Source organism: Burkholderia sp. SCN-KJ, from assembly GCF_024656005.1.
Classification (GTDB): domain Bacteria; phylum Pseudomonadota; class Gammaproteobacteria; order Burkholderiales; family Burkholderiaceae; genus Burkholderia.
Window position 1 is genome coordinate 653441 of sequence record NZ_JANKOG010000001.1, and the last position, 26003, is coordinate 679443.

Annotated in this window: 26 protein-coding genes; 14 read left to right on the forward strand and 12 right to left on the reverse strand. The window is 66.0% G+C overall.

What is annotated here, in order from left to right:
• Positions 1 to 8 precede the first annotated feature (8 nt).
• Together NQV17_RS03000 and mpl are read right to left on the reverse strand one after the other, a co-directional pair.
• Positions 9 to 578, reverse strand: coding sequence for a YqiA/YcfP family alpha/beta fold hydrolase (locus tag NQV17_RS03000; protein ID WP_257768692.1), 570 nt, complete (start codon positions 576 to 578; stop codon positions 9 to 11).
• Positions 575 to 1960 (reverse strand): UDP-N-acetylmuramate:L-alanyl-gamma-D-glutamyl-meso-diaminopimelate ligase, encoded by a 1386-nt coding sequence (mpl, locus tag NQV17_RS03005; RefSeq protein WP_308235103.1) that lies wholly within the window; start codon positions 1958 to 1960, stop codon positions 575 to 577. The genes NQV17_RS03000 and mpl overlap by 4 nt, the downstream gene beginning before the upstream one ends.
• Before the next feature lie 233 nt (positions 1961 to 2193).
• On the opposite strand from mpl, the gene NQV17_RS03010 reads away from it, so the two are divergent.
• From NQV17_RS03010 to NQV17_RS03055, 10 genes are all read left to right on the forward strand, one after another.
• Positions 2194 to 2838, forward strand: coding sequence for a UDP-N-acetylmuramate--alanine ligase (locus tag NQV17_RS03010; RefSeq protein WP_124488239.1), 645 nt, complete (start codon positions 2194 to 2196; stop codon positions 2836 to 2838).
• Positions 2839 to 2845: 7 nt separating this feature from the next.
• Positions 2846 to 3400 (forward strand): TlpA disulfide reductase family protein, encoded by a 555-nt coding sequence (locus NQV17_RS03015; protein ID WP_124488238.1) that lies wholly within the window; start codon positions 2846 to 2848, stop codon positions 3398 to 3400.
• 194 nt (positions 3401 to 3594) lie between these two features.
• Positions 3595 to 4047, forward strand: a complete 453-nt coding sequence (gene aroQ / locus NQV17_RS03020; RefSeq protein ID WP_040143361.1) for a type II 3-dehydroquinate dehydratase — start codon at positions 3595 to 3597, stop codon at positions 4045 to 4047.
• 64 nt (positions 4048 to 4111) lie between these two features.
• The gene (accB, locus tag NQV17_RS03025; protein ID WP_044844199.1) at positions 4112 to 4585 is read left to right on the forward strand and encodes an acetyl-CoA carboxylase biotin carboxyl carrier protein; all 474 of its coding nucleotides are present in this window, start codon (positions 4112 to 4114) and stop codon (positions 4583 to 4585) included.
• An 85-nt stretch (positions 4586 to 4670) separates the two neighbouring features.
• Positions 4671 to 6038, forward strand: coding sequence for an acetyl-CoA carboxylase biotin carboxylase subunit (accC, locus tag NQV17_RS03030; protein WP_044844200.1), 1368 nt, complete (start codon positions 4671 to 4673; stop codon positions 6036 to 6038).
• 2 nt (positions 6039 to 6040) lie between these two features.
• Positions 6041 to 6943: a 50S ribosomal protein L11 methyltransferase gene (prmA, locus tag NQV17_RS03035; RefSeq protein WP_257768705.1), complete on the forward strand. Its 903-nt coding sequence runs from the start codon at positions 6041 to 6043 to the stop codon at positions 6941 to 6943.
• A 45-nt stretch (positions 6944 to 6988) separates the two neighbouring features.
• Complete coding sequence (locus tag NQV17_RS03040) at positions 6989 to 8368, forward strand: DUF3426 domain-containing protein (RefSeq protein WP_257768707.1); 1380 nt, start codon at positions 6989 to 6991, stop codon at positions 8366 to 8368.
• A gap of 72 nt (positions 8369 to 8440) precedes the next feature.
• The gene (gene tpx, locus NQV17_RS03045) at positions 8441 to 8944 is read left to right on the forward strand and encodes a thiol peroxidase (protein WP_044844203.1); all 504 of its coding nucleotides are present in this window, start codon (positions 8441 to 8443) and stop codon (positions 8942 to 8944) included.
• Between the two features lie 94 nt (positions 8945 to 9038).
• Positions 9039 to 9977 carry a carbohydrate kinase family protein gene (locus NQV17_RS03050; protein ID WP_257768710.1) on the forward strand — a complete coding sequence of 313 codons (939 nt, stop codon included), beginning with the start codon at positions 9039 to 9041 and terminating at the stop codon, positions 9975 to 9977.
• Positions 9978 to 9996: 19 nt separating this feature from the next.
• Positions 9997 to 10470, forward strand: a complete 474-nt coding sequence (locus NQV17_RS03055; protein WP_257768712.1) for a glycine zipper 2TM domain-containing protein — start codon at positions 9997 to 9999, stop codon at positions 10468 to 10470.
• A 215-nt stretch (positions 10471 to 10685) separates the two neighbouring features.
• Here the strand turns inward: NQV17_RS03055 and NQV17_RS03060 are convergent, their stop codons facing one another.
• From NQV17_RS03060 to NQV17_RS03090, 7 genes are all read right to left on the reverse strand, one after another.
• Positions 10686 to 11375 (reverse strand): histone H1-like DNA-binding protein, encoded by a 690-nt coding sequence (locus NQV17_RS03060; protein ID WP_257768714.1) that lies wholly within the window; start codon positions 11373 to 11375, stop codon positions 10686 to 10688.
• Positions 11376 to 11403: 28 nt separating this feature from the next.
• Positions 11404 to 11730 carry a hypothetical protein gene (locus tag NQV17_RS03065; RefSeq protein ID WP_082088468.1) on the reverse strand — a complete coding sequence of 109 codons (327 nt, stop codon included), beginning with the start codon at positions 11728 to 11730 and terminating at the stop codon, positions 11404 to 11406.
• A gap of 83 nt (positions 11731 to 11813) precedes the next feature.
• Positions 11814 to 13025: a ribonucleotide-diphosphate reductase subunit beta gene (locus NQV17_RS03070; RefSeq protein ID WP_044844206.1), complete on the reverse strand. Its 1212-nt coding sequence runs from the start codon at positions 13023 to 13025 to the stop codon at positions 11814 to 11816.
• A gap of 363 nt (positions 13026 to 13388) precedes the next feature.
• Positions 13389 to 16385 carry a ribonucleoside-diphosphate reductase subunit alpha gene (locus tag NQV17_RS03075; RefSeq protein ID WP_257768718.1) on the reverse strand — a complete coding sequence of 999 codons (2997 nt, stop codon included), beginning with the start codon at positions 16383 to 16385 and terminating at the stop codon, positions 13389 to 13391.
• 463 nt (positions 16386 to 16848) lie between these two features.
• Positions 16849 to 17439, reverse strand: a complete 591-nt coding sequence (ampD, locus tag NQV17_RS03080; protein ID WP_124488232.1) for a 1,6-anhydro-N-acetylmuramyl-L-alanine amidase AmpD — start codon at positions 17437 to 17439, stop codon at positions 16849 to 16851.
• Positions 17436 to 17744, reverse strand: coding sequence for a PP0621 family protein (locus tag NQV17_RS03085; RefSeq protein WP_257768722.1), 309 nt, complete (start codon positions 17742 to 17744; stop codon positions 17436 to 17438). The genes ampD and NQV17_RS03085 overlap by 4 nt, the downstream gene beginning before the upstream one ends.
• Positions 17745 to 17757: 13 nt before the next feature.
• A complete protein-coding gene (locus tag NQV17_RS03090; protein ID WP_257768724.1) occupies positions 17758 to 18651 on the reverse strand; it encodes an inner membrane protein YpjD in 894 nt (297 codons plus the stop codon).
• Positions 18652 to 18741: 90 nt separating this feature from the next.
• On the opposite strand from NQV17_RS03090, the gene ffh reads away from it, so the two are divergent.
• Positions 18742 to 20109: a signal recognition particle protein gene (gene ffh / locus NQV17_RS03095; protein ID WP_039317379.1), complete on the forward strand. Its 1368-nt coding sequence runs from the start codon at positions 18742 to 18744 to the stop codon at positions 20107 to 20109.
• Between the two features lie 94 nt (positions 20110 to 20203).
• On the forward strand, positions 20204 to 20755 hold the full coding sequence (locus NQV17_RS03100; protein ID WP_044844211.1) for a hypoxanthine-guanine phosphoribosyltransferase: 552 nt from the start codon (positions 20204 to 20206) through the stop codon (positions 20753 to 20755).
• Positions 20756 to 20840: 85 nt separating this feature from the next.
• On the opposite strand, the gene NQV17_RS03105 is transcribed toward NQV17_RS03100, so the two are convergent.
• On the reverse strand, positions 20841 to 21449 hold the full coding sequence (locus NQV17_RS03105; RefSeq protein ID WP_257768728.1) for a MarC family protein: 609 nt from the start codon (positions 21447 to 21449) through the stop codon (positions 20841 to 20843).
• 21 nt (positions 21450 to 21470) lie between these two features.
• The gene (locus NQV17_RS03110) at positions 21471 to 23207 is read right to left on the reverse strand and encodes a proline--tRNA ligase (protein ID WP_257768730.1); all 1737 of its coding nucleotides are present in this window, start codon (positions 23205 to 23207) and stop codon (positions 21471 to 21473) included.
• 228 nt (positions 23208 to 23435) lie between these two features.
• Between NQV17_RS03110 and NQV17_RS03115 the strand changes: the two genes are divergently transcribed.
• Positions 23436 to 24083: an RNA pyrophosphohydrolase gene (locus NQV17_RS03115; RefSeq protein ID WP_044844214.1), complete on the forward strand. Its 648-nt coding sequence runs from the start codon at positions 23436 to 23438 to the stop codon at positions 24081 to 24083.
• Positions 24084 to 24096: 13 nt separating this feature from the next.
• The gene (locus tag NQV17_RS03120; protein WP_044844215.1) at positions 24097 to 24705 is read left to right on the forward strand and encodes a CNP1-like family protein; all 609 of its coding nucleotides are present in this window, start codon (positions 24097 to 24099) and stop codon (positions 24703 to 24705) included.
• Between the two features lie 102 nt (positions 24706 to 24807).
• Here NQV17_RS03120 and proB read toward each other — a convergent pair whose 3' ends face one another.
• Positions 24808 to 25926, reverse strand: coding sequence for a glutamate 5-kinase (gene proB, locus NQV17_RS03125; RefSeq protein ID WP_044844216.1), 1119 nt, complete (start codon positions 25924 to 25926; stop codon positions 24808 to 24810).
• Positions 25927 to 26003: the final 77 nt, after the last annotated feature.

A 26003-nucleotide genomic window follows, 5' to 3' on the forward strand; every position in this document is an offset into this window, starting at 1 on the left:
CGCCGGGTTCATGACGTTCGGTCGTCGCAAAAGGCGAGAACGTCGTCGACATAGTCGGCAAATTCGCTGATTCCGTGGTCGCTGCCTTCGATCACGCGCGTTTTCGCGCCCGGGTAGTGGGCGAGCATCTCGCGGTAGTCGAGCACTTCGTCGCCCGTCGCCGCGAACAGATAGTAGCGTTCGGGCCGCGAAATCGCCGGCACGCGCAGCGCATCGAGCTCCTGCAGGTGCCGGCGTTCGACGACGATCGAGCCACCGCCGTGCCACAGCGGCTGTTCGCCCAGATATTGCTCGAGGTCGCGCTGCGGCACGATCGCCGGGTTCAGCAGCACCGCCTTCCAGCCGTGCTTTTCGGCGAGCCAGGTCGCGTAGTAGCCGCCGAGCGAGCTGCCGATCACCGTCACGTCGCGCACGCCGGCCACCGCGGCTTCCGCGACGGCGATCGCCTCGAGCGGCGACACCGACAGCGACGGGCAGCGCCATTCGGGCGTGCGGCCGAGCTCGGCCATGCGCGCGGCGAGGAGCCGCGACTTCTGCGACTCCGGCGACGACCGGAACCCGTGCAGGTACAGGATCACGCGCGGCTCCCGAGCGCGTCGAGCAGCTTCTGGTGCACGCCGCCGAAGCCGCCGTTGCTCATCACGAGCACGTGGTCGCCCGGGCGCGCGGCCTCGACGACCGACTTCACCAGCAGATGGAGATCGTCGAACGCGCGGGCCTTGCCGCCGAGCGGCGCGAGCGCGTCGCCGAGATTCCAGCCGAGCGCGTCGCGCCCGGTCGGCGCGCCGTAGCCGAACACCAGGTCGGCGTCGGCGAGACTGGCCGGCAGTTGCGCCTTCATCACGCCGAGCTTCATCGTGTTCGAACGCGGCTCGAGCACGGCGAGAATGCGGGAGTTTTGGCGGCCGATGCGCGCACGAAGGCCCGCGATCGTGGTTTCGATCGCGGTCGGATGGTGCGCGAAGTCGTCGTAGACGGTCACGCCGTCCACGCTGCCGCGCACTTCCATGCGCCGCTTCACGTTGCGGAACGATGCGAGCGATTCAGCGGCCTGCGCGGGCGGCACGCCGACGTGGCGGGCGGCGGCGATCGCCGCGAGCGCGTTCATCCGGTTGTGGTCGCCCTGCACCTGCCACGCGACTTCACCGACACGCTCGGCCTGCGAATACACCGCGAAGCGCTCGTCGACCGGCACGCCGTCCTCGGCCGGCAGCGCCTGCCAGCCGCCGTCGACGCCGAAGCGCTCGACCTCGCTCCAGCAGCCGCGCGCGAGCACGCGCTCGAGCGCGTCCGAGCGGCCGTTGGTCACGATCCGGCCGACGCCCGGCACAGTGCGCACGAGATGATGGAATTGCGTTTCGATCGCGGCGAGATCCGGGAAGATGTCGGCGTGATCGAATTCGAGATTGTTGAGCACCGCGGTGCGCGGCCGGTAATGGACGAACTTCGAGCGCTTGTCGAAGAACGCCGTGTCGTATTCGTCGGCCTCGATCACGAAGAAACTCGAATCGGTCAGCCGCGCCGACACGCCGAAGTTCAGCGGCACGCCGCCGATCAGGAAGCCCGGGTTCAGGCCGGCATCTTCCAGCAGCCACGCGAGCATCGACGACGTGGTCGTCTTGCCGTGCGTGCCCGCGACCGCCAGCACCCACTTGCCTGCCAGCACGTGCTCGCCGAGCCATTGCGGGCCGGATACATAAGGCAGGCCGCGATCGAGGATCGCCTCCATCAGCGGGTTGCCGCGCGTGACGACGTTGCCGATCACGAACAGGTCGGGCTTCAGGTCGATCTGCTCGGCGCCGTAGCCCTCGATCAGCGTGATGCCCTGCGCCTCGAGCTGCGTGCTCATCGGCGGATAGACGCCCGCGTCGCAACCCGTCACCGTGTGGCCGGCCTCGCGCGCGAGCACGGCGAGACCGCCCATGAAGGTGCCGCAGATGCCAAGAATGTGGATGTGCATAGATGAATGCTTTCGCGCCGCCGGGCGCCGTCGATTCGGAAAGAATGGTCTGCGGCACGCCGGACGGGCCGCCCGGCCAACGACTTTCGCCGCGACACAAAGACCGTCATTGTAACTGACGGCCCGCCGTGCCCGGCGGCCCGAACGACGGATCCGGACGCCGCGCGGCACGGCAGGCGACGCGCGGCCGCACCGCGTTCGGCCGCCGCGCGATCGAGTATGATTGCCGGATCATGTCTCGCAAACCTCTTGTCGACCCGCGGCGCGCCCGCGAGGAAATCGCCCAGTCCGCCGCCCGCCTGATCGCGGAGGACGGCCTCGATTACGCCAGCGCGAAGCGCAAGGCCGCGCGCCAGCTGTTCGGCGATACGCGCGTTGCCGGCGAATGGCTGCCGGATAACGACCTGATCGAGGAAGAACTGCGCGAGTACCTCGCCCTGTTCCAGAGCGACACGCAGCCGGACGAACTGCGCCGCCTGCGCGAGATCGCGCTCGACTGGATGCGCCGGCTCGCCGAGTTCAATCCGTACGTGACGGGCGCGGTGCTGAACGGCACCGCGAACGCGCATTCGGACATCCATTTGCAGATCTTCACCGACAACCCGAAGGACGTCGCGATCTACCTGCTGAACCAGAACGTTCAGTACGACGTGTCCGAGACGCGGCATTTCGCCGGTCGCGCCGACGTCGAGACGCTCAGCTTCCTGTGGCGCCCGCGGCGCGACGTGGACGCGATCGGCATTCACGTCGCGCTCTACGCGAGCGACGACCTGCGCGGCGCGGTCAAGGCCGACGCGCGCGGCCGGGTCGCCCGCGCGGACGCCGCCGCATTGCGTGCGCTCGTAGAAGCCAGCAACGCCCCTTCCGAACCGGAATGATTCAACGATGATGATGAAACGCATGTTGCCGCTCGCGGTGGTCGCGGCCGCCGCCGTCGCCGGCGGGCTCGCCGCCGGCCACTGGTTCCGCGGCGGCAGCGCCGATGACGGCGTCGCCGTCGCCGCGCCCGCTGCGCAGGGCAGCCCGGTCGACCAGCTGTGGGCCGCGTCGCTGACCGGCGTCGACGGCAAGCCGGCGTCGCTCGCTTCCTTCAAGGGCCAGAAGGTCGTGGTCAATTTCTGGGCGTCGTGGTGCGGCCCGTGCGTCGAGGAGATGCCGGAGCTCGTCGCGCTGTCGCACCAATACAAGCAGAAAGGCATCCGCTTCATCGGGATCGGCGTCGATTCCGACCAGAACGTGAAGAACTTCCTGCAGAAGGTGAAGGTCGACTATCCGGTTTTCGTCAGCGGTTATGCGGGCGCCGATCTGGCCCGTAATTTCGGAAATACCGCCGGCGCGCTGCCGTTTACGGTCGTCATCGACGAAACCGGCAAGATTCGCGAGACAAAATTAGGACAAATCCAACCGGCCGAGCTGAAAAAGACCCTCGACGCATTGTGATCGCCCTGAACGCCTGCCCGCACGTTGGCGGCGATTTGTACGTCGATCGCCGCAATTTCACGTGAATTCGCTGATACTTCGCAGCCGCACCGGTAATTCTTGCAGGTCCGGCGCGCCCGGCCGTTCGGCAAAACTAGACAAATTTCTCTAAATAGCGCTAAAGTTCGCGCAATTCCGCAGAAATAGAAGCGACCATGACACGATTGCTGGTGCTGCACGGCCCCAACCTGAACCTTCTCGGCACCCGGGAACCGGAGGTGTACGGCCGCGTCACGCTCGCGCAGATCGATCAGGCGCTTGCCGCGCGAGCCCAGGAAGCCGGCGCCGAACTGTCGTCGTTCCAGAGCAACCATGAAGGCGCGCTCGTCGACCGCATTCAGGCCGCGCGGGAGGAACAGACCGATTTCATCCTGATCAATCCCGCCGCGTATACGCACACGAGCGTCGCGATCCGGGACGCGATCGCCGGCGTCGGCATCCCGTTCGTCGAGGTTCACCTGTCGAACGTGCACCGCCGCGAAGCGTTCAGGCATCACTCCTACTTTTCCGACCAGGCCGAAGGCGTGATCTGCGGGCTCGGCTGGAAAGGTTATCTGTACGCGCTCGAGTACGCGCTGGACAAGCTGCAAGGCGCGTCGCGCGGCTGATTTCGCGATCTAGATTCAGCGCCGGTCCCACCGGCGCTTTCACGTATTGAAAGGGGAATTCCCGATGGATCTTCGTAAGCTGAAAACTCTGATCGACCTCGTTTCCGAATCCGGCATTTCCGAGCTGGAAGTCACGGAAGGCGAAGGCAAGGTGCGTATCGTCAAGAACGCGCCGCCGGTCTACGTGCAGCCGACGGCTGGGTATGCCCCGCAAGTCAGCGCGCCCGCTCCGTCGGTCGCGCTGCCGACCGAAGGCGCTGCCGCACCGGCAGCAGGCGCCGCCGCCGCACCGGCCGCCCCGCAAGGCCACGTCGTGACGTCGCCGATGGTCGGCACGTTCTATCGCGCGCCGTCGCCGGGCGCGGACCCGTTCGTCCAGGTGGGCGACACGGTCAAGGAAGGCCAGACGATCTGCATCATCGAAGCGATGAAGCTGCTCAACGAGATCGAGTCGGACAAGGCCGGCGTGATCAAGGAAATCCTCGTCGAGAACGGCCAGGCCGTCGAATACGGCCAGCCGCTTTTCGTGATCGGCTAAGTCCGCCGCGCGGCCCGTCCGGCCGCGCGCCGCCGATGCTCGCCAGGCGCCGTTCGCGCGCCCCTCGAAGAGACGAATACTCGCTATGTTTGAAAAAATCCTCATTGCCAACCGCGGTGAAATCGCGCTGCGCATCCAGCGCGCGTGCCGCGAGCTCGGCGTCAAGACGGTGGTCGTCTACTCGGAAGCCGACAAGGAAGCCAAGTACGTGCGCCTCGCGGACGAAGCCGTCTGTATCGGCCCGGCCCCGTCGAACCTGAGCTACCTGAACATGCCGGCGCTGATCAGCGCCGCGGAAGTCACCGATGCCGAGGCGATCCACCCCGGCTACGGCTTCCTGTCCGAGAACGCCGATTTCGCGGAACGCGTCGAGCAGTCGGGCTTCACGTTCATCGGCCCGCGCCCGGAAACGATCCGCATGATGGGCGACAAGGTCACCGCGAAGCAGACCATGATCAAGACCGGCGTGCCGTGCGTGCCGGGTTCGGAGGGCGCGTTGCCCGACGATCCGAAGGAGATCGTCAAGATTGCGCGCGCGATCGGCTATCCGGTCATCATCAAGGCAGCGGGCGGCGGCGGCGGGCGCGGGATGCGCGTCGTGCACACCGAGGCCGCGCTCGTGAACGCGGTCAACATGACCCGCGAGGAAGCCGGCCGTGCGTTCGGCAACCCGCAGGTGTACATGGAGAAGTTCCTCGAGAACCCGCGCCACATCGAAATCCAGGTGCTGTCGGACGCGCACAAAAACGCGATCTGGCTCGGCGAGCGCGACTGCTCGATGCAGCGCCGTCACCAGAAGGTGATCGAGGAAGCGCCGGCGCCCGGCATTCCGCGCCGCCTGATCGAGCGCATCGGCGACCGCTGTGCGGACGCGTGCAAGAAGATGGGCTATCTCGGCGCGGGCACGTTCGAATTCCTGTACGAGAACAACGAGTTCTACTTCATCGAGATGAACACGCGCGTGCAGGTCGAGCACCCGGTGTCGGAGATGATCACGGGCGTCGACATCGTGCAGGAACAGATCCGCATCGCAGCCGGCGAGAAGCTCGCGCTGCGCCAGCGCGACATCGAGTTCCGCGGACATGCGATCGAATGCCGGATCAACGCGGAAGATCCGTTCAAGTTCACGCCGTCGCCGGGCCGGATCACGTCGTGGCATACGCCGGGCGGCCCCGGCGTGCGCGTCGACTCGCATGCGTACAATGGCTATTTCGTGCCGCCGAACTATGATTCGATGATCGGCAAGCTAATCACCTACGGCGCGACGCGCGACCAGGCGATCCGCCGGATGCGCATCGCGCTGTCGGAAATGGTCGTCGAAGGCATCCAGACCAACATCCCGCTGCACCGCGAGCTGATGATCGACTCGAAGTTCGTCGAAGGCGGCACCAGCATCCACTATCTCGAACACCGGCTCGCCCAGAAGCAGCAGGTCGCACCGGAAGAAGCGTAAGCATGAGCTATCGCGAACTCGTCGTCGAACTGGCCCGTGAGCATGCGGAGGCGCTGTCCGACGCGCTGCTCGACCTCGGCGCGCTGTCGGTGTCCGTCGAGGACGCCGACGCCGACACGCCCGACGAACAGCCGCTCTTCGGCGAGCCTGGCCTCGTTCCCGAACGCACCGCGTGGCAGCACTCGCGCGTGATCGCGCTGCTGTCGCCCGATCACGACCCGGCCGTGCTGCTCGCGGCGGCCGCGAACGAGATCGGCGTCGCCGACACGCCGAAGTTCGACGTGCGCGAAGTCGAGGAACAGGACTGGGTGCGGCTCACGCAGTCGCAGTTCGAGCCGATTCCGATCGGCGAGCGGATCTGGGTCGTGCCGTCGTGGCACGACGCGCCCGACCCCGACGCGCTGATCCTCGAACTCGACCCCGGTCTCGCATTCGGCACCGGCAGCCACCCGACCACGCGCCTGTGCATGGAATGGCTCGAACAGTCGGTGAAGCCTGGCCTGTCGGTGCTCGACTACGGCTGCGGCTCGGGCATTCTCGCGATCCTCGCGCGGAAATGCGGGGCGAACCCCGTGGTCGGCATCGACATCGATCCGCAGGCGGTCGAATCGGCGCGCCAGAACAGCGAACGCAACCATGCGGAAGTCACGTACGGGCTGCCCGATGCGTGCCCGGCCGGCGAATTCGACATCGTCGTCGCCAATATCCTGTCGAACCCGCTGAAACTGATGGCGTCGATGCTCGCATCGAAGGTGAAACCGGGCGGGCGCATCGCGCTGTCGGGCGTGCTCGCGCGCCAGGCGGACGAAGTCGCGGCCGTCTATGCGCGCTACGTCGACATCTCGGTCTGGCGCGAACACGAAGGTTGGGTATGCCTCGCCGGAACCCGGCGGGAAAGCCATTAGAATAGCGCTGTCCTTCACTCTGGCCAGCAGGCCGCCCGGCTCGACATGCTTCTTGCGACGCGCTGCCCTCATTGCGAAACCGTCTTCCGGCTGCAGCAGGAACAGCTCGCGCTGCATGACGGGCTCGTGCGTTGCGGACACTGTCAGCAGGTCTTCAACGCATCGCAGTCGCTCGTGCCTGATCCGGCACCGCCGGAATCCGCGCTGACCGAAGCGGCGCCGGTCGAGCCGGCCGCCGCCAACCCGCAACACGACGCCGCGCCCGCGCGGCTCTTCACCACCGACGCACCGGTCGAACCGGCGGCCGGTTCCGATTACCAGCCGGAAGGCTGGGACATGTGGGCGCCGTGGCTCGATGCCGGCGTCGACCCGTCCCTGCAGCACAGTGTCGAGACCGTGCGCGCCGAGCCGCTGATCCCGCTTGCGCTGCCGTCGACGGAGTCCGGTGTGGTTCACCTGTCCGGCACGCCGGCGCCGATCGCATCGCAGCCGGCCGAGTTGCACGCCGTCGCCGCGCGATCGGCCGGACCGGATGCAGTGCCGCCCGAAACCGACGAACCGCTCACGCCGCTCACGCCGCTCACCGAACCCGACCTGCGCGAACCGCGCTTCGTCGCGCCCGCGCCGTCGGTCGAACCCGCCGCAGCAGCGCCCGTCGAACCGGCCGGCAACGCGCGCTTCGCCGTGCCCGACGACGAGCACGCGCCACGCGAACCGCGCTTCGCGTTCAGGCCGGTACAAACCGAGCCCGGACTCGAGGCGACACCCGAACCCGACGCCCACGCCGAACGTGCCGCCGTACCAGCCGCAGCCGCCAGCGAACCGGGTGCCGAACCGGACGTACAACCGGTCGTCCAACCGGCCGTCCCCTTCCCCGCCGCACTGTCCGACGACGATCGCCCGCACTTCGCCGTGACGCGCGAGCCGCGCGCGCAGCAGCGACACGGAACGCTCGGCGGCTTTTTCGGCGGGCTCGTCGCGGCCGTGCTCGCGGTGCTGCTCGTCGCGCAGCTCGCGTGGTGGCAGCGTGAAACCGTGATGATCTACTGGCCCGTCACGCAGGGCTGGTTCCGGCAGGCGTGCGCGCCGCTCGGCTGCAAGGTGACGCCGCCGCGCGCGATCGACGGCCTGCGGCTCGACGCGGCCGACCTGCGCCAGATCGACGGCCCGCGCGTGCTGGAGTTGAAGGTGCCGCTGACGAACCGCTACCGCGTCGCGCTCGCCTACCCGTCGCTCGAACTGACGCTGCTCGACGACACGAATCACGTGACCGTGCGCCGCGTGCTCGCGCCGCGCGACTACGTGCGCCCGGGCATGCCGATCGACGCCGGGCTGCCGCCCGGCACGACGCAGACGATGGTCGTCCGTCTCGACACGAACGGCGCGCCCGCCTCGAATTTCCGCGTCCAGATCTTCTATCCGTGACGCCCCGCGGCGCGCGCATGCGCGCCGTCTCAACCCGCGCGCCGCTGCGGCGCGCTATTTCGGAGCACGAACATGAGCAAAGTTACGCTGGGTGGCAACCCGATCGATCTCGCCGGCACGTTCCCGGCCGTCGGCTCGCAAGCCCCCGACTTCAAGCTGGTCGGCAAGGACCTCGCCGACCTGTCGCTCGCCAGCTTCGCCGGCAAGCGCAAGGTGCTGAACATCGTCCCGAGCCTCGATACGCCCACCTGCGCGACGTCGACCCGCAAGTTCAACGAAGCCGCGTCGTCGCTCGACAACACGGTCGTGGTGGTCGTGTCCGGCGACCTGCCGTTCGCCGCCACGCGCTTCTGCACGACCGAAGGCCTCGCGAACGTCGTGACGGCTTCGACGTTCCGCGGCGGCCGCGCGTTCGCGAACGCATACGGCGTCGACGTGACGAGCGGCCCGCTGAACGGCCTGACGGCCCGCGCGGTCGTCGTGCTCGACGCGCAGGACAAGGTGCTCCACGCGGAACTCGTCGGCGAGATCAAGGACGAGCCGAACTACGACGCAGCGCTCGCCGCACTGAAGTAACCCGCAGCCGCCCGGCCCTGCCGCGCGAGGCCCGACGGCCTGCGCGCGCCGGCCGGGCAGCCGCCTCCCTTTGCTCTCTACAGGAACGCACGCCTTGACTACGCTGATTTGCGGCTCGCTCGCCTACGACAACATCATGACCTTCGAAGGCCGGTTTCGCGAGCACATCCTGCCCGACCAGGTTCACCTTCTGAACGTGAGCTTCCTCGTGCCGACGATGCGTCGCGAATTCGGCGGTTGCGCGGGGAACATCGCCTACGCGCTGCACATGCTCGGCGGCGACGCGCGCATCATGGCGACGGTCGGCGCGAACGACGCCGATCGCTATCTCGAGCGTCTCGACAGCCTCGGCCTGTCGAAGGCCAGCATACGCGTGGTGCCCGAAACGCACACCGCGCAGGCGATGATCACGACCGATCTCGAGAACAACCAGATCACCGCATTCCACCCGGGGGCGATGATGCAGTCGCACCTGAACCGCGCGGACGAAGTGTCGGGCGTGAAGCTCGGCATCGTCGCGCCGGACGGCTTCGACGGGATGGTCCAGCACGCCGAGCAATTCGCGAAGGCCGGCATCCCGTTCATCTTCGATCCTGGCCAGGGCCTGCCGCTGTTCGACGGTGCGACGCTGCGCCGCATCATTGAACTCGCCACCTTCGTTGCGGTCAACGACTACGAGGGCAAGCTCGTCAGCGACAAGACGGGCTGGTCCGAACAGGAAATCGCCAGCCGGGTTCAGGCGTTGATCATCACGCGCGGCGAGCACGGCGCAACCATTCTTCACAAAAACGGCGAAGAACAGATTCCGGTCGTGCAAGCCGAGCGTGTCGTCGATCCGACCGGCTGCGGCGACGCCTTCCGGGGCGGCCTGCTGTACGGCATCGAGAATGGCCTCGACTGGGCAACCACGGGCCGCCTCGCGAGCCTGATGGGCTCGATCAAGATCGCTCACCAGGGGCCTCAAACTTACGCACTGACGCGCGCCGAAATCGACGCGCGCTTCGAGGCTGCCTTCGGGTACAGTCTCAAATGAATATCGTGGGAGAGCAAAGATGTTGACCAGGAAAACCCTCACGCTCGCTGCCATGCTGACGGCCACGCTGACGCTCGCCGGCTGCTTCACGGCGCCGGGCTCGGCAGATGTCTATAGCGTCGGCCAGGCGCAGCGCGAACAAACCGTGCGCATGGGCACCGTCGAAAGCGTCCGTGCGGTGCGCATCCAGTCCGACGGCGGCGGCAGCGCGATCGGCACGCTCGGCGGCGGCGCGCTCGGCGCAGTCGCGGGCAGCGCGATCGGCGGCGGCAAGGGATCGATCCTGACGGCCATCGCGGGCGGTCTCGTCGGCGCGGTCGCAGGCAACGCGGTCGGCGAAAACCTCAGCACGGCGAACGGTGTCGAAATCACCGTGCGCCTCGACAACGGCGACCTGCGCTCGATCACGCAGGCGGCGAGCGGCGAAGTGTTCCGCGCCGGCGAACGGGTGCGACTGCTGTCGAGCGGCGGCGTCACGCGCGTCACGCACTAACGAGCATCCTCAGCACGCGGCGCGAGCCGCGGTCGAACGCATGTGCGAAGCTGCACATGCGTTTTTTTTCGTCCGTGCCCGGCAGCCAGCCGGCCCATCGATGCAGACGGACGAAAAAAATCCCGCCACCTGAGCCAGATGGCGGGATCGATTGAGTAGCGCTACTCAACCCGCGGACACCGCGTGAGTGTCCGGGTAGTGCTGGTCAGCCGCGATTACGGACGGCTGCCGGTCGGGAACGGCCATGCCGCTGCCGGGTTGAGCGCGGTCTTCACGCCCGATGCCGGCGCGACCGATGCGGTCGACGCGGTGGTTGCCGGTGCAGCCTTCTTCACGACGGTCTTCTTCGGAGCAGCAGCCTTCTTCGGAGCAGCGGCCTTCTTCGCCGGTGCGGCAGCCTTCGGAGCAGCGGCAGCCTTCGGTGCAGCAGCAGCCTTCTTCGCAGGGGCAGCCTTCTTGGCAGGCGCAGCCTTCTTCGCAGCAGCCTTCTTCGCAGGCGCAGCCTTCTTGGCGGCAGCCTTCTTCGCCGGCGCGGCCTTCTTGGCAGCAGCCTTCTTCGCCGGTGCTGCCTTCTTCGCAGCAACCTTCTTCACCGCGACTTTCTTGGCTGCAACCTTCTTCGCAGCGGCCTTCTTCGCCGGTGCTGCCTTCTTCGCGGCAACCTTCTTCACCGCGACTTTCTTCGCAGCAACCTTCTTCGTTGCGACCTTCTTTGCCGCGACCTTCTTCGCAGCAGCCTTCTTCGCCGGTGCTGCCTTCTTCGCGGCAACCTTCTTCACCGCGACCTTCTTCGCAGCAACCTTCTTCACCGCAGCGGCCTTCTTCGCCGGAGCAGCAGCCTTCTTCGCAACGGTCTTCTTGGCAGCAACCTTCTTAGCAGCCGGTTTCTTCTTGGCAGTAGCCATGTTGTTCTCCTTCAGGTTCAGATGAGAGTCAGTTCAAACTACACCCTTCGTCAAAACCCGCTTCCCGCGGACGCTGTTCAGGACGTGCGCTTCGAAGCGGGCTATTCATCGGCGTACGCGGATACCACGCGCTTACGCTAATGAATACGGTATGGCGCGCGTGACCCCATGGCCTCGCGCGCCAAATCAAGTCGGTAGCCGGCGCGCCTCGCGCCGCCACCCCTAATCGCTTGATCAAGCGGACCGCCACACGGCCGTCCGCTTTTTCCGGAGGGAAGTTTGCCCATCCCACTGAAGGGTTCGCAAAGTGCCGATCATGTCGTTGGGCCGTTAAGGCACCGGGCATGCTTTGCATCAGGCGTTCTTGCTCCTAAACCTTGGGCCGGGGCCGAGAGGCCGCCGGCTGCTCACATCATGTGACGGGTTCGCTGCTGCGGGTTATTCCCAGGACAGCGCGCCGCCCGTCTGATACTCGATCACACGCGTCTCGAAGAAGTTGCGTTCCTTCTTCAGGTCGATCATCTCGCTCATCCACGGGAACGGGTTTTCCTCGTTCGGGAACAGCGGGTCGAGGCCGATCTGCTGGCAACGGCGGTTGCTGATGAAGCGCAGATAGCTCTTGAACATCGACGCGTTCAGACCCAGCACGCCGCGCGGCATCGTGTCCTCGGCGTAGCGGTATTCGAGTTCGACAGCCTGCTTGAACAGCTCGCGGATCTCGGCGCGGAATTCCGCGGTCCAGAGATGCGGGTTCTCGAGCTTGATCTGGTTGATCAGGTCGATGCCGAAATTGCAGTGCATCGACTCGTCACGCAGGATGTACTGATATTGCTCTGCAGCACCCGTCATCTTGTTCTGGCGGCCGAGCGCGAGGATCTGCGTGAAGCCGACATAGAAGAACAGGCCTTCCATGATGCAGGCGAACACGATCAGCGACTTCAGCAGCTTCTGATCCGCTTCGAGCGTGCCGGTCTTGAAGGCCGGGTCCGTCAGCGTGTGGATGAACGGGATCAGGAATTCGTCCTTCGCGCGGATCGACGTGACCTCGTGGTACGCGTTGAAGATCTCGCCTTCGTCGAGACCGAGCGATTCGACGATGTATTGGTACGCGTGCGTGTGGATCGCCTCTTCGAACGCCTGGCGCAGCAGGAACTGCCGGCACTCGGGCGCCGTGATGTGGCGGTACGTGCCGAGCACGATGTTGTTCGCGGCGAGCGAATCGGCCGTCACGAAGAAGCCGAGGTTGCGCTTGACGATGCGGCGCTCGTCCTCGGTCAGACCGTTCGGATCCTTCCACAGGGCGATGTCGCGGGACATGTTGATTTCCTGCGGCATCCAGTGGTTCGCGCAACCCGCCAGATACTTTTCCCACGCCCACTTGTACTTGAACGGCACCAGCTGATTGACGTCAGTCTGGCCGTTGATGATGCGCTTGTCTGCAACGTTGACCCGCGCTTCCGAACCGCCGGCGGGAACAGCCGATGCTTGCGGCGGCACCGCAAGATCGCCTTCGAAAATGTCGCGGACCTGATGGGCGGCAGGCGTTGCAGCCTGCATTCCGACAGCCATCCCTGCGGAGGTGCGCAACGCGTTTTGCTGCGCTCCGCTCGCGGGGGTTACGGCAGTCTTCTCGTCATCCCAGTTGAGCATAAATTCTCACCATCAATTTAGAACGGTTTGTACCATCTTTTCCTGAGCGATAAAAGGGCTCGCTCACGAAAAATCCTTTTTTCGATTCGCGTTGCGACCTCGATACAACACTTTGAGCAACGCATCGTCGTTCATGCAGCGTGCGACGCGTGTCGCACGTGTATCGCGAGGTGCGCTCGACGCATCGAACGCTGATCGAAACGCGACGTCGTCGGGGATGTTTCGATCGCTTGTCACTGCCTGCAACGCGAGTGCCGCGTTACAGATTCCTTATCATTTTTTTAGTTGAGAGCGGCGCACACTTCAACCTCGATCGGTTGTCGTGCGCGCCGCCCGAACCTTCTTCAGGTCATGCGCGCCGCGTTACTGGCAGGCTTCGCACTCGTCGAAGCCGGGATCGCCCGGGCGCATCGTGCATACCGGACCGTCCGCTTCAACCGGCGCGAGTGCCGGTGCCGCGTCGACTGCGCCCGACGACGACGCTGCGCCGCCCGCTGCACCGAAGCCGCCTGCCGCGCCTTGCGCGCCGCCGCTGCTCGAGCCGCCGCTCGTCGGCACTGCGTTCAGCGCGCCGTGTGCGACCGTCGACTTCTCGACGTGCGTCGCCGCCATCGTGCGGAGGTAGTAGGTCGTCTTCAGACCGCGCAACCAGGCGAGCTTGTAGACCTCGTCGAGCTTCTTGCCCGACGCGCCGCCCATGTAGATGTTCAGCGACTGCGCCTGGTCGATCCACTTCTGGCGACGCGATGCCGCTTCGACCAGCCACGTCGGGTCGACTTCGAACGCGGTCGCGTAGATCGCGCGCAGGTCGGCCGGGATACGGTCGATGCGCGACAGCATGCCGTCGAAGTACTTCAGGTCGGCGACCATCACTTCGTCCCACAGGCCGCGTTCCTTCAGGTCGCGAACGAGGTACTCGTTGACCACCGTGAATTCGCCCGACAGGTTCGACTTCACGTACAGGTTCTGGAAGGTCGGCTCGATGCATGCCGACACGCCGATGATGTTCGAGATCGTCGCCGTCGGCGCGATCGCGACGCAGTTCGAGTTGCGCATGCCGTGTGCCGCGATCCGCGAACGCAGCGTCGTCCAGTCGAGCGACTCGGACGTGTCGACCTCGACGTAGCCGCCGCGCGCTTCCGTCAGCAGCTTCAGCGTGTCCTGCGGGAGGATGCCCCGATCCCACAGCGAGCCGCGGTAGCTCGAGTAGCGGCCGCGTTCCTCGGCCAGCTCGGTCGACGCGTAGTACGCGTAGTAGCAGACCGCTTCCATCGAACGATCGGCGAACTCGACCGCCGCTTCCGACGCGTACGGCGTGCGCAGCAGGTGCAGGCAGTCCTGGAAGCCCATGATGCCCATGCCGACCGGACGGTGCTTCAGGTTCGAGTTACGCGCCTTCGGCACCGCGTAGTAGTTGATGTCGATCACGTTGTCGAGCATGCGCATCGCGACGCTGATCGTGCGCTTCAGCTTGTCGTGGTCGAGCGCGTAGCTGCCGTCGGCCTGCTTCACCAGGTGGGCGACGAGGTTCACGGAGCCCAGGTTGCACACCGCGATTTCGGTGTCGCTCGTGTTCAGCGTGATTTCCGTGCACAGGTTCGACGAGTGGACGACGCCGACGTGCTGCTGCGGCGAGCGCACGTTGCACGGATCCTTGAACGTGATCCACGGGTGGCCCGTCTCGAACAGCATGCCGAGCATCTTGCGCCAGAGCTGCTGCGCCGGAATCTTCTTGAACAGCTTGATCTCGCCGCGCGCGACCTTCTCTTCGTAAGCCGTGTAAGCCTTCTCGAACTCCGCGCCGAACTTGTCGTGCAGGTCCGGGCAGGTCGACGGCGAGAACAGCGTCCAGTCGGCGCCTTCCATCACGCGCTTCATGAACAGGTCGGGAATCCAGTTCGCCGTGTTCATGTCGTGCGTACGGCGGCGATCGTCGCCGGTGTTCTTGCGCAGCTCGAGGAATTCCTCGATGTCGAGGTGCCACGATTCGAGGTACGCGCACACCGCGCCCTTGCGCTTGCCGCCCTGGTTGACCGCGACGGCCGTGTCGTTGACGACCTTCAGGAACGGGACCACGCCTTGCGACTTGCCGTTCGTGCCCTTGATATGCGAGCCGAGTGCGCGCACGCGGGTCCAGTCGTTGCCGAGACCGCCGGCGAACTTCGACAGCAGCGCGTTTTCCTTCAGCGCTTCATAGATGCCGTCGAGATCGTCCGCGACCGTCGTCAGGTAGCACGACGACAGCTGCGAGCGGTGCGTGCCCGAGTTGAACAACGTCGGCGTCGAGCTCATGAAGTCGAAGCTCGACAGCACGTTGTAGAACTCGATCGCGCGCGTTTCGCGGTCGATCTCGTTCAGCGACAGGCCCATCGCGACGCGCATGAAGAATGCCTGCGGCATTTCGATGCGGCTGCCGTCGACGTGCAGGAAGTAGCGGTCGTACAGCGTCTGCAGGCCGAGGTAGCCGAACTGCAGGTCGCGGTTCGCGTCGAGCGCTTCGCCGAGACGCTTCAGGTCGAACTGAAGCAGCTTGTCGTCGAGCAGGCCGGCGTCGACGCCGCGCTTCAGGAACTGCGGGAAGTATTCCGCGTAGCGGGCCGACATCTCGGCCTGGACCACTTCCTCGCCGAGGATCTCGCGACGGATCGTGTGCAGCAGGATGCGGGCCGTGACCTGGCTGTATGCCGGATCCTTTTCGATCATCGTGCGCGCAGCGAGGATCGCCGAGTCGTAGACCTGGCTCATCGGCACGCCGTCGTACAGGTTCTTCACCGTTTCCGCGACGATCGGGTCAGGGTTAACCGCAGCGCCGAGACCGTCGCATGCCGACACGATCAGCGCGCGCAGTGCGTTCAGGTCGAGCGGGCGCGTGACGCCGTTGTCGACGACGTTGATGCCGGTGCTCGACTCACCGCCCGCTGCCGCTGCTTCCTCGCCCGCATGCTGGCGCTCGAGGTGACGCTTCTCGCGATACAGCACGTACGCACGCGCGACGTTGTGCTCGCCGCCGCGCATCAGCGCGAGTTCGACCTGGTCCTGGATGTCTTCGATATGGAACGTACCGCCGTTCGGACGGCTGCGCACGAGCGCGCGCACGACGTTGTGCGTGAGCTGCTCGACGAGTTCGCGTACGCGTGCCGATGCCGCGCCCTGCCCGCCATTGACGGCCAGGAAAGCCTTGGTCACCGCAATCGCGATCTTCGAAGGCTCGAACGACACCACGCTGCCGTTGCGGCGGATCACCTTGTAGTCGGCGAACGTGGCCTGCGGCGCGAGCGCCTGCGCGCCCTGTTCGGTCCCGCCGAGCGGACGGCTCGAGGCGCTCTCGTACTGGGACGTCGCGTTGTCGGTGGTTTGCATGTGCAAAGCTCCTGGTGTTGGATGGTGCGGAGAGAACCGCGGATTAAAACGAACGCTGCGCTATCGGATGCGCGAGCGGTAAGAGGCGAGCGATGCGTCGGGGAAGCCGGTTCGGTCGATGCGCGACAACCGATCCGGTCGTGTGCTTCGTCATGTGTACGCTGCCCCGTCGAAGTTCGCTGCGCTTGATTGCGACGCCCGGACCGCCCGGCCTGGCGCGCCGCACTGAGAACCCTGGCCGCCGGCGTTGCCCGCCGGCCGGTGCCGCTCGGGTTTCCCCTGCGACACACACTATATCTAGTACAGAACCGCTCAACTGGCACCAAGTATAGTGGACATTCCGGCGACATCAAAACGGAGAATTTTCGCCGGAGGTATTGACATCAACCCGGCCGCCCGGACGGGCAGACGCGACAAGGCATTGGTCGGGAAAAAAAATTTCGCCGGCTCAAAAACCCTGCGCTCAGTGCTGACGGAAAGGAAAGTATTCGGCGGAAAACCCGGCATCGCTCGCGAAGCGTTGCCAATCGAAGTGCGGACCCGGGTCGGTCTTGCGGCCCGGCGCGACGTCGGAATGCCCGGCCACCGCATCGATCGGATAGCGCGCGGCGAGCGTGCGTGCGAGCACCCCGAGCGTCGCGTACTGCGCCGCGTCGAACGGCACGTCGTCCGCACCTTCGAGCTCGATGCCGATCGAGAAGTCGTTGCAGCGCGGCCGGCCGAAGAACTCGGACGCGCCCGCATGCCATGCACGCTCGTCGCACGACACGAACTGCACGAGTTCACCGTCGCGGCGAATCAGGAAGTGCGCGGACACGCGCACGTCGCGCAGGTGGCGCTGGTAATAGGGGTGCGTATCGCAATCGAGGCGATTCAGGAACAGCGCCTCGATCGCATCGCCGCCGAACTCGCCGGGCGGCAGGCTGATGTTGTGGACGACGACGAGCGTCGGCACCGCGCCCGCGGGCCGCGCCTCGAAATTCGGCGACGGCGCGTGGCGCGCTTCGCGCACCCAGCCGTTCGCGTCGACCGACAGCAGCGCTGCGTCGCTCATCGGGCGTCGTGGCCGCTCGCGTGTGCGCCGTGGCGCTGCGCGTGCTCGGTACTGCAGAAGTATTCGCCGCCCGCGGCGACGGCGTCGCCCTGCGGCGTATGCACGCCGCATTCGGCGCAACGCACCATCGGTTCGGGCAGCGAGCGCGCGTCGCCGTTCGGGCGTGCCGCCCCGGCGCCGGCACCCGGTGCGCCGTCGTAGCCGCGGCCGGTGCGCGCCTGCGCATGCTCCTGGGCCTGGCGCAGCTTGCGCGTGAGCCACGAGCCCGCGAAGAAGAGAAGAATCAGGAGAAGAATCTGTCGCATCGGAAACCTGCGTTCAAACCACGGAGCGGTGCAGCAGCACCTCGAGAACAAACCGGCTGCCGACATACGCGAGCAGCAGCGCGGCAAACGACACGAGCACCCAGCGCGCGGCGCCGCGCCCGCGCCAGCCCGACGTCTTGTGGGCGACCAGCAGGCCGCCGAACATCAGCCACGACAGCAACGCGAACACGGTCTTGTGATCGAGCCGCAGCGCGCGTGCATCGACCTGCTCGCTGAACAGGATCCCCGACGCGAGCGTCAGCGTCAGCAGCACGAAGCCGGCGCCGATCAGGCGGAACAGCAGCTTCTCGAGCGTGAGCAACGGCGGCAGCGTTTCGAGCCAGCTCGCGATCCAGCCGGTCGAGCCGTCGCGCCCGCCGCTCCTCAGCGACTGCAGGCGCCGCTCGACCATCAGCATCAGCACCGCATGCAGCGCGGCGATCGCGAAGAGGCCGTACGCGATGTTCGCGATCAGGAAGTGCATCTTGAACAGCGGCGCTGCGGCATAAGGCAGCACCCGCACGCCGCCGAACACGAGCGGCAGCAGCGACGCGCCGCACGCGAGCGGCAGCACGAGCAGGCGCAGGCTGTCGAGCGGGAAGAAGAAGCTCTCGATCCAGTAGATGCCGGCGCCGAGCCAGAACATCGCGGACAGCGCGAACGCGAAGCCGAAAACCATCGCGTCGTGCGGGAAGATCGTCGTGTGCAGCAGCACGCCGTGCGCGACGAGCGCCGCGAACAGCAGCGCGCGGCCGGCGCCGCTCATTCCCGACGCGGCGGACGCCGGCACCGGCACGGCCGGCACGCTCGCGACGAGCGGCGTCGCACCCTGACGGTGCGTGCGCCAGCCTGCGACGGCGAGGCCGCCGTACAGGAATGCGGTGAGGGCATACAGTACAATATCCATGTTCGAAGTTTACACTAGGCCCCCTTCCCGCGACGGCTCCCTTTTGTACGGTTCCGTTGCGCCTTCGGGCCCCACTGTCCATCGCTCCCCATGCTCGACAATCTCACTCAACGGATGGCGCGCGTCGTCAAGACGCTGCGCGGCGAGGCCCGGCTTACCGAGGCGAACACCCAGGAGATGCTCCGCGAGGTGCGTCTCGCGCTGCTGGAAGCCGACGTCGCGCTGCCGGTCGTCCGCGAATTCATCGCCAAGGTCAAGGAAAAGGCGCTCGGCGAGGAAGTGATCAGCAGCCTGTCGCCGGGCCAGGCGCTCGTCGGCGTGGTCCAGAAGGAACTGACCGCCGTGATCGGCGGCGACTACGAAGGCAAGGCCGCCGAGCTGAACCTCGCGGTCACGCCGCCCGCCGTGATCCTGATGGCCGGCCTGCAGGGTGCCGGCAAGACCACGACCGCCGGCAAGCTCGCGAAGCTCTTGCGCGAGAAGTACAAGAAGAAGGTGCTGACGGTGTCGTGCGACGTGTATCGCCCGGCCGCGATCATGCAGCTGAAAACGGTGAGCGAACAGGTCGGCGCCGATTTCTTCCCGTCCACGCCGGACCAGAAGCCCGTCGACATCGCACTCGCGGCCGTCGACTGGGCGAAGCGCCACTACCATGACGTGCTGATCGTCGACACGGCCGGCCGCCTCGGTATCGACGAGGCGATGATGCAGGAAATCGCCGCGCTGCACGGCACGCTGAAGCCGGCCGAAACGCTGTTCGTCGTCGACGCGATGCTCGGCCAGGACGCGGTCAACACCGCGAAGGCGTTCAACGACACGCTGCCGCTCACCGGCGTCGTGCTGACGAAGCTCGACGGCGATTCGCGCGGCGGTGCCGCGCTGTCGGTGCGCCACATCACGGGCAAGCCGATCAAGTTCGTCGGCGTCGCCGAGAAGCTCGACGGCCTCGAGGTGTTCCACCCGGACCGGATGGCGAACCGGATCCTCGGCATGGGCGACATCCTCGCGCTCGTCGAGGAAGCCCAGCGCGGCGTCGACGTGCAGGCTGCGCAGAAGCTCGCCGACAAGGTGAAGAAAGGCGGCGACTTCGACCTGAACGATTTCCGTGCGCAGATCTCGCAGATGAAGAACATGGGCGGCCTGTCGTCGCTGATGGACAAGCTGCCCGCGCAGTTCCAGCAGGCGGCGGCCGGCGCCGACATGGGCCAGGCCGAGAAGTCGATCCGCCGCATGGAAGGGATCATCAGCTCGATGACGCCCGCCGAGCGCGCCAAACCCGAAATCATCAAGGCGACGCGCAAGCGCCGCATTGCAGCCGGCGCGGGCGTGCCGGTGCAGGAAGTCAACCGGATGCTGAACCAGTACGACCAGATGCGTACGATGATGAAGAAGCTGAAGGGCGGCAACATGCAGAAGATGATGCGCGGCCTGAAGGGCATGATGCCCGGCATGCGCTGATTCCGCCCGTCGGCCGGCGCGCGGGTTTTTGCCGTAGCGCGCGCCGCCCGTTCTGCTTCATTCTTATTTGTATACCGACTGCCCGCCAGAACTCATGAACCGCGAAGAAGCCCTCCACATTTTCGAACACTCCGAAGAGATCGTCTCGGCGGACGCCGTCAACGCGTCGATCGCCCGGATGGCCGAAGCGATCCGCGCCGAGATCGGCGACGCGTTCCCGCTCGTCCTCTCGGTGATGGGCGGCGCCGCGGTGTTTACCGGGATGCTGCTGCCGCATCTCGATTTCCCGCTGGAATTCGACTACATCCACCTGACCCGCTACCGCAACACGACGCAGGGCAGCCCGGAGATGCACTGGCGCGTCGCGCCGCGCGAATCGGTGAAGGACCGCATCGTGCTCGTGCTCGACGACATCCTCGACGAAGGCGAGACGATGGCCGCGATCCGCGACCGCATCCTCGACATGGGCGCGAAGCGCTTCATGTCCGCCGTGCTGTGCGAGAAGACGCTCACGAAGGCGAAACCGCTGCATCCCGATTTCTGCGGCTTCTCGGTGCCGGACCGCTACGTGTTCGGCTGCGGGATGGACGCCAAGGGCTACTGGCGCAACCTGCCGACGATCCGTGCGCTGACCGCGAACGTCTGATCGCCGCCCTGCCCGCTATATAAATGGAAAGCGGCGCTCCGGTTACCCGGAGCGCCGCTTTTTTTCGTCGGTACGCACCAACGCGTTACATCTGCAGCTGGTGCACGAACGCCCGGATGCCGGCGAGCAGCATCTCGACGGAGATCGCGACGAGCACGAGACCCATCAGCCGCTCGAACGCGGCGACGGTCCGTTCGCCGAGCCACTGCTGGATCCGTTCGGCCAGCACCAGCGTGATCGCGCAGACGATCATCGTGACCGTCAGCGCGCCGACCCACTCGAACATCTTGCCCGGCGCCTGCGACGTCAGCAGCATCACCGTCGCGAGCGCGGACGGCCCGGCGAGCGCGGGAATCGCGAGCGGCACGATGAACGGTTCACCGCCGGCGCGCGGATCGCTGCCGAGCGCGCCGTCCGGATGCGGGAAGATCATCCGCAGCGCGATCAGGAACAGCACGATCCCGCCGCCGAGCCGCAGCGACAGGTCGGTGAGGTTCATCATCCGCAGGAAGCGGTCGCCGACCACCATGAAGAACAGCAGGATCACGAACGCGATCCCCACTTCACGCAGGATCAGCTTCACGCGTCGCTCGCGCGGCACGTCCCGCATCGCCGTGATGAACAGCGGGATGTTGCCGAGCGGATCCGTGATCAGCACGAGGAGCACGGTGGCCGACAGGAAGGTGTATTCCACCGTGTCCTCCGGTCGAAGCGCTTAGCGCGCGAGCGCGGCGCGGATCTTCTCCGTCACCGTCGCCGCGGCCGCGTCGGCCGGCAGCAGCGTCGCCTCGGCGTCGCGGCGGCCCTGATACTCGATCTTGCCTTCCTTCAGGCCGCGCTCGCCGATCACCAGGCGATGCGGCACGCCGATCAGTTCCCAGTCGGCAAACATCACGCCCGGGCGCTCGCCGCGATCGTCGAGGATCACGTCGATGCCGGCCGCGGCCAGTTCCGCGTACAGCTTGTCGGCGGCCTCGCGGACCATGTCGCTGCGATCGTAGCCCATCGGGCACAGCACGACTTCGAACGGCGCGATCGACTCGGGCCAGATGATGCCGCGCTCGTCGAAGTTCTGTTCGATCGCCGCGCCGAGAATGCGCGTGACGCCGACGCCGTAGCAGCCCATCAGCATCGGCTGCGGCTTGCCCGACTCGTCGAGGAACGTCGCGCCCATCGCTTCCGAGTACTTCGTGCCGAGCTGGAACACGTGGCCGACTTCGATGCCGCGGCAGATGTCGATCTCACCCTTGCCGTCCGGCGACGGATCGCCCTTCTTCACGTTGCGCACGTCGGCGACGTCCGGCTCCGGCAGGTCGCGGCCCCAGTTCACGCCCGCGATGTGATAGTCGACCTCGTTCGCGCCGACGACGAAGTCGCTCATGTTCGCGACCGTGCGATCGGCGATCACCTTCACCGGCTTCTTCGTGCCGACCGGGCCGAGGTAGCCCGGCGGCGTGCCGAACCACTCGACGATTTCCTGCTCGGTCGCGAAGCGGTGGTTCTTCAGCCCCGGCAGCTTCGACACCTTGATCTCGTTCAGGTCGTGGTCGCCGCGCAGCATCACGAGCCAGATGGTCGGCTCGGCGCCTTCGTTGTCGGTGGCAAGCACGATCGACTTGATCGTGCGCGCGAGCGGGATCGACAGCAGCTCGGCGACGGCCTCGCACTTCGCCTTGCCGGGCGTCGCGACCTTTTCCATCGCTTCGGCGGGTGCCGCGCGTTCGGCGATCAGCGGCAGCGCTTCGGCCGCTTCGACGTTCGCCGCGAAGTCGGACGTCGGGCAGTAGGCGATCGCGTCCTCGCCGGTATCGGCGATCACGTGGAACTCGTGCGAGAAGTTGCCGCCGATCGAGCCGCTGTCGGCCGCAACCGCGCGGAACTCGAGGCCCAGGCGCGTGAAGATGCGCACGTATGCGTCGTACATCTTGCGATACGACTCGTTCAGGCCGGCCGCGTCCTTGTCGAACGAGTACGCGTCCTTCATGATGAACTCGCGGCCGCGCATCACGCCGAAGCGCGGACGGATCTCGTCGCGGAACTTCGTCTGGATCTGGTAGAAGTTCACCGGCATCTGCCGGTAGCTCTTGATCTGGTTGCGCGCGATGTCGGTGATGACTTCCTCGTGCGTCGGCCCGATCACGAAGTCGTTGTCCTTGCGGTCCTTGAAGCGCAGCAGCTCGGGGCCGTACTGCTCCCAGCGGCCCGATTCCTGCCACAGCTCGGCCGGTTGCACGGCCGGCATCAGCAGCTCGATGGCGCCTGCCCGGTTCATTTCCTCGCGCACGATCGCCTCGACCTTGCGAATCGAACGCAGGCCGACCGGCAGGTAGTTGTAGATGCCGCCGGCGACGCGACGGATCATGCCGGCGCGCACCATCAGCTTGTGGCTGACGATCTCTGCGTCGGCCGGTGCTTCTTTGAGGGTGCCGATAAAGAAACGGGAAGCTTTCATGCGGACGGTTCCAAATACGGCGCCCCCAGGCGGGGCGCCCGAAAAAGTTTCAAGGTGAAAAAGCTGCGCGCGGCGAACGACGAGGGACGACGATGGCGCAGATGACTTAGCAGACAAATCAGGGACAATTCAGCCGGTGTACCCCGTGCGGTTTCGCTCCGTCACGGTGCGCAGCGCCCGTTATCTGTTTATAATCAAAGCAATTTTAAAGGATTCGAAGGTGGTTGTATGCTGGATCGTGAAGGCTTTCGCCCGAACGTCGGCATCATCCTCTTGAACGCGCGCAACGAGGTGTTTTGGGGCAAGCGGCTCCGCGAGCATTCCTGGCAGTTTCCTCAAGGTGGGATCAAGTACGGCGAGACCCCCATGCAGGCGATGTACCGGGAACTGCACGAGGAGACGGGCCTGCACCCGGAACACGTCAAGATAATCGGCCGCACTCGCGACTGGTTGCGTTACGAGGTGCCTGACAAGTTCATCAAACGCGAAGTACGCGGACATTACCGCGGCCAGAAGCAGATCTGGTTCCTTCTGCGGATGGTCGGACGCGATTGCGACATTTGCTTGCGCGCGACCGATCACCCGGAGTTCGATGCGTGGCGCTGGAACGAGTACTGGGTGCCGCTCGATGCGGTGATCGAGTTCAAGCGGGATGTCTATCAGTTGGCGCTGACGGAACTGTCGCGCTTCCTGCGCCGCCCGGCGCAGCGAGCCGAAAAGCCGCGTGGGCCGCGTCTGTCGCGCTATCCGCGCGTCATCGGCGCGCAGGCCCAGCAGACGCTGACGATTGTCGACACATCGGTGGTCTGTTCGGAGATCGAAGTGGAGGCGAGCACGCTCGACGAGATGCCGCCCCGCGTGATCGTCGGCAAATGACGAGTCGGACTGCATGACCGGGCGCGACCTTGGTGTCGCGCCCTTTTTTTACGAGGAATGCATATTGAAAGCGATTGCTCTCGCGCTCGCATCGATCGTCGCGGCGGCCACGCTGGCCGGTTGCGCGAATTCGAAGACGCCGACCAACAAGGATGACAGCGAGTTCGTGTATCTGCTGGACCGCCAGGGCAACTGGAAGGAAAACCCGGTCGACACGCTGCCGCCGCTGCCGCAAGCGGGCGACCTGCTGCCGTTCAACGTGTCGCAGAACACGCCGCTCAAGTTCTCCGTCGATGCGAAGTCGCTCGCGGTCGGCAGCGACGGCGTCGTGCGCTACGCAGTCGTCATCACGAGCCCGGCCGGCGCGCGCAACGTGAACTACGAAGGCATCCGCTGCGACACCTACGAATGGCGTCAGTATGCAGGCCTGAATTCGGATCACGACGGCTGGGACCGCACGGTCGAGAACGACTGGCGTCGCATCGAGAACGGCGAGCTGAACGCGTACCACTCGGCGCTGTACCAGGACTATTTCTGCGCGAACAAGATGCCGCAGGGCACGACCCAGCAGATCCTCGAGAACATCAAGTTCCATCGCACCGCGATGAGCCAGCTGCGCTGACCGCGCAACCGAGGCCGGCTGCCCGGCCTCGTTTCGCTTCGTCACAACAAAAAGCCCGCGCGATGCGGGCTTTTTGCTGTCTCGCGACGCCTGGCCGAACGGTTACACGAGCACGAGGTTGTCGCGGTGAATCAGCTCCGGCTCCAGCATGTAGCCGAGCACCGTCTCGATCTCGCCGCTCGGCTTGCGGTGAATCAGCTTCGTTTCCGCGCTGCTGTAGTTCGTGAGGCCGCGCGCCACTTCACGCCCGTCGGGGCCGACACACGCGATCACCTCGCCGCGTGCGAACGCGCCCTGCACGCCAGTCACGCCGATCGGCAGCAGGCTCTTGCCGCCGGCCGTCAGCTTCTCGACCGCGCCCGCATCGATCACGACGTGCCCGCGCACCTGCAGGTGATCGGCCATCCATTGCTTGCGCGCGGCCATCCGCGCGGTGCGCGCGATCAGCTGCGTGCCGATCGCCTCGCCCGCCGCCAGCCGCACCAGCACGTCGGCTTCGCGGCCGCTCGCGATCACGGTGTTCGCGCCGCTGTGCGCCGCGCGCTTCGCCGCGAGGATCTTCGTCAGCATCCCGCCGCGGCCGAGGCTCGAGCCTGCGCCGCCGGCCATCGCCTCGAGCTCCGGCGCGCCCGCGCTGGCTTCCGCGACCAGCGTCGCATTCGGATCCTTGCGCGGATCGGCGGTGAACAAGCCCGTCTGGTCGGTCAGGATGATCAGCGCATCGCCTTCGATCAGGTTCGCGACGAGCGCGCCGAGCGTGTCGTTGTCGCCGAACTTGATTTCGTCGGTGACGACCGTGTCGTTCTCGTTGATGATCGGCACGACGCCGAGCCGCAGCAGCGTCAGCAGCGTCGAGCGCGCATTCAGGTAGCGCTCGCGATCGGCCAGGTCGGCGTGCGTCAGCAGGATCTGCGCGGTGCGAATATCGTGCTCGGTAAAGCGGCTTTCATAGACTTGCGCGAGCCCCATCTGGCCGACCGCGGCGGCGGCCTGCAGCTCGTCGATCTCGCGCGGACGCTTGCTCCAGCCGAGCCGCTGCATCCCTTCGGCAATCGCGCCCGAGCTGACGAGCACCACTTCCTTGCCCTGCGCGCGCAGCGCGGCGATCTGGGCCGCCCAGCGGCCGATTGCAGCATGATCGAGCCCCTTGCCGTCGTTGGTCACGAGGCTGGAGCCCACCTTCACCACCAATCGCTTCGAATCCGCGATGATCGAACGCATCGTGCGCCGTCTCCTGTATCTGATGCTTGCCCGGCCGGGCGCAATTGAATTCAGGCACCGGACGCGATGCCCGGTGC